General features: G+C 38.2%; 3 protein-coding genes. 2 read left to right on the plus strand and 1 reads right to left on the minus strand.

Going from position 1 to position 3,227, the window contains the following annotated elements; all coding sequences use genetic code 11:
- The first annotated feature begins 191 nt into the window (after positions 1–191).
- Complete coding sequence (locus FWF39_RS12150) at positions 192–569, plus strand: hypothetical protein (protein ID WP_343383700.1); 378 nt, start codon at positions 192–194, stop codon at positions 567–569.
- 177 nt (positions 570–746) lie between these two features.
- A complete protein-coding gene (locus FWF39_RS12155) occupies positions 747–1,496 on the plus strand; it encodes a hypothetical protein (protein WP_343383701.1) in 750 nt (249 codons plus the stop codon).
- Positions 1,497–2,035: 539 nt separating this feature from the next.
- Here FWF39_RS12155 and FWF39_RS12160 read toward each other — a convergent pair.
- The gene (locus tag FWF39_RS12160; protein WP_343383702.1) at positions 2,036–2,911 is read right to left on the minus strand and encodes a hypothetical protein; all 876 of its coding nucleotides are present in this window, start codon (positions 2,909–2,911) and stop codon (positions 2,036–2,038) included.
- Positions 2,912–3,227: the final 316 nt, after the last annotated feature.

The raw sequence follows: 3,227 nt of genomic DNA on the forward strand, positions 1-3,227 counted from the left end.
ATTGTCTCAAAAATTATCCAACGCTCATCTTTGGTCAAGTTAACACTGTACTTTTTATTCATAACTAAGCACGTGTTAACATATACAATCAACACTTATTTATAATGCGGTCAAAGCAATATGACAGATCACGGAAAAAGTAATCATCATCTACAGATAGTGCTATGGTGTCGTTTTGCGGCAATACAAACTTGTACATATTTGAAGTAGTTGTATTTGTTATTGAACCTGAAACTTTCTTTCCAATAGGCAATTCAATTGGGGAAGTTTACGGAGGTTGGGTTGGTATCGTAATTGTGGTGGCTGGCGGATCTGCTTGGGAGTTACTGCTGTCTGGAAAAAATTCAGGCAGAGCAGCATATCCAGTCAGAAAGATAACTACCGTAAAACTAACACCGATAATAGCAACTATAGAGCCAACAATTAATAATTTATTAGTGTTGTTTTCCATGCGGACGCCTTCTTTGCTGAAACGAGTTATACACCATTTAGGTGGACTTGATATGTTAGTTCTAAAAAAAGAAAACCTATCTGGGAATACTTTCGTAACATCCACCCCTCTACTATAAGTTAAAGATACTTCAAAACTCGATTTGAGATGGAAAGCAGACGCAAACAGGTGAGTTCCACTTTTAGAATCAACTCAAAATAGATTTTATCCAGAAACTCATGAAAACACAAACCATAAATTGGCGAATAGCGTAATTTATGACATACACATCAATAAATCTTGAGGTATGTAAAAAATGTCCTTCCCCCCCCCAACATGTCCCGTGACATGCAAAACACAAATCGACAATAAATATAACGAGTTCAAAACTATTCTTAATGCGTGCATTGGTGACGTTAAAAAAACTGGGTCACCAAACACAACGTGCACATGTAAACAGGAATGTACAAGTGGCACGGTTTACCATAGATACCGGGTTATTAATCTTGTAGGTCAGGGATCTTTCTATACATTTGTAGTTTATCATGAAATTTATAAGAAATATAAAAGTCTGAATGAAGAAAGTGGTGTATTAGGTTTTCCAAAGACTGATGAGAGGTCAACTGTGAAGTCCATATATGGAACTGTGGGAAGATATAATCATTTTGAAAAGGGTACAATATACTGGTCACGATATATTGGCACACATGCGATATATGGTGTTGCTTTCAACGAATATGAAAAACAGAACTATGAACATGGTGCTTTAGGTTTTCTAATATCAGATGAAACCCCTATCGACAACACGTGTTCTTATTGGGATTTTGAAGGCGGCCGTATATACGTTAGATCAGGCAATGCATACACTGTATATCGTGCAATACTTAGTAAATACTTGGAGGTAAAAGATGCACAAGGTTTTGGGTATCCACGTACATCCACAATAAAGGCAACTGACGGCAGTCTTTATAATGACTTTGAATGTTCAAAAATACATAAATGTGGCATCTGTCGCATTACCGTTAAACCCACTTATAATGTGCAACATCAGGATATGATTTTCTGATTTTAATTTTTGGATGGGACTGTTGTAGCCGCTAGGTTGCAGACGAATCATCCGCATTTTTTGTATTTTTCCACACATGTTTTGTGTCTATGTGTAGTAGGTTGCATCAAAACTCTTATATATATATTTAGCTTTCATCAAAATTTACGGGTGTTGTAGTGGTATTGTTGTAACAGCGCATGTAATTTTTCCGCAACAATAAACACACATCTTTTTTCTGTTGTTTGTTTGACGCACTGTTTTCTATAAAAACTAAACAGTCAATCTTTAAAAATAGAATTGCATAATGGCAATAATTATTTGCAGATCATATACACAGTAGATCGGGTTTATATTGTGGAAAATGCTTATTGAGACTAAGAACCTGTCTTCAATAATTTTTTAAGCTCGGCATGCTTAAACCTTTATCAGTTAAGGTTAGATGATTTTTTCTTGTTTTGTTCTTAAGGGTCTTTTCCAAGTTCCGATTTCAGAACTAAGCCTGTTATATCAAGAAGACTTAATTTCAGGTTTTTGATGAGAAAAATTGTCAATAAAAATTAGGGTTTTGTATATTCGACCAACGTTTTCTCTGAATACCATGTTGATATTACAATTCCCTGTGCGTTTGTGAGTATTTGTATTAGGTCAGCTTTGATTGCGCGGAAGGTTCCCAGTTCTACATATGAGGTGCCATTTATCTGCAAATTCATGCCATCAATACCGCTCAGGATGGTGCCGTCTGAGTGATAGAGAAGATCTTTACTGGTTATTTCGATGCGCATGGTTTGGAAGATGCCTGCTGGGACAGGTATTTCTTGTGTGTCTGCAAATGTTAGTGTGACTTCCCCTGTCAGCCCTAAGCTTGCATTGCCTGTGTTTACAGGGATGATCCAGACATCACCGATTGTAATTTTATCTTTGGCTAAGTATGCCAAAAGGGTTGGATTACTGTCAGCGTTGAAGAAAAGAAATTGTCCCTGTGGGTCTACAAAGTTTTTGTAATAGCTTGCTTTGTCAATAGATAGCGTAATTGGCGGTATAGCCACGCCAAAACCAGGGGTCATAGCGCGGGTTTGTTTCACTGTGTAGCTATTGCTATTTTCACTTAGAACTTCTATAATTAAGGTTGAATCGGAGTTTACACTATTGGTAGTATCGGGCAAAGGAAGTTCTGTGTTGGGCATTTGGTTTGTTGCTATGTTTGTATGTTCATAAACCATGCGCTCGCCGACAGCATAGTTTAGACGTAACTCTCGAGTCGAACTATCACTTTGTGAACTCTCATTTTGTGAAATCAAAAGCACTGCCGCGGTTATCACAATAAATACCCCAAGCACTGCAAAGATGGCGTAGAGGGATCGGTGACGTTTTTTGTCGTTTCTTTGAATTTCGGGTAACGACGACAAAACAGGATTATCTTGTTGTCTAAACATAGGATAGCTCCAAGTGAGTTATCGCTATAATGTTGATAACGTTTTCGGTGCGATTATTTTCCATTTTTTATCAGTTAAATAGCTATGCTATCTCAAACAATTAGCCTTAACAAATTTTGGTAGAATAGGGCACCCAGCGCCTTATCCTGTCAGGACAGGTCTCTGGACCCCTTTCTCGAGAACCGCACGTACGGTGGCGTGGGAGGCCAGCGAGTTACTGTCGTCAGCACTTTTCCAACCCCCTCGCCCCAAACGGAACGTGAAAGTTTCCTGTTCATTCCGCTTTCCAGCAGCCAAAATCAGCAAACACAAACAC

The sequence above is a fragment of the Candidatus Bathycorpusculum sp. genome (assembly GCF_009778815.1).
GTDB classification, from domain to species: domain Archaea; phylum Thermoproteota; class Bathyarchaeia; order Bathyarchaeales; family Bathycorpusculaceae; genus Bathycorpusculum; species Bathycorpusculum hydrogenotrophicum.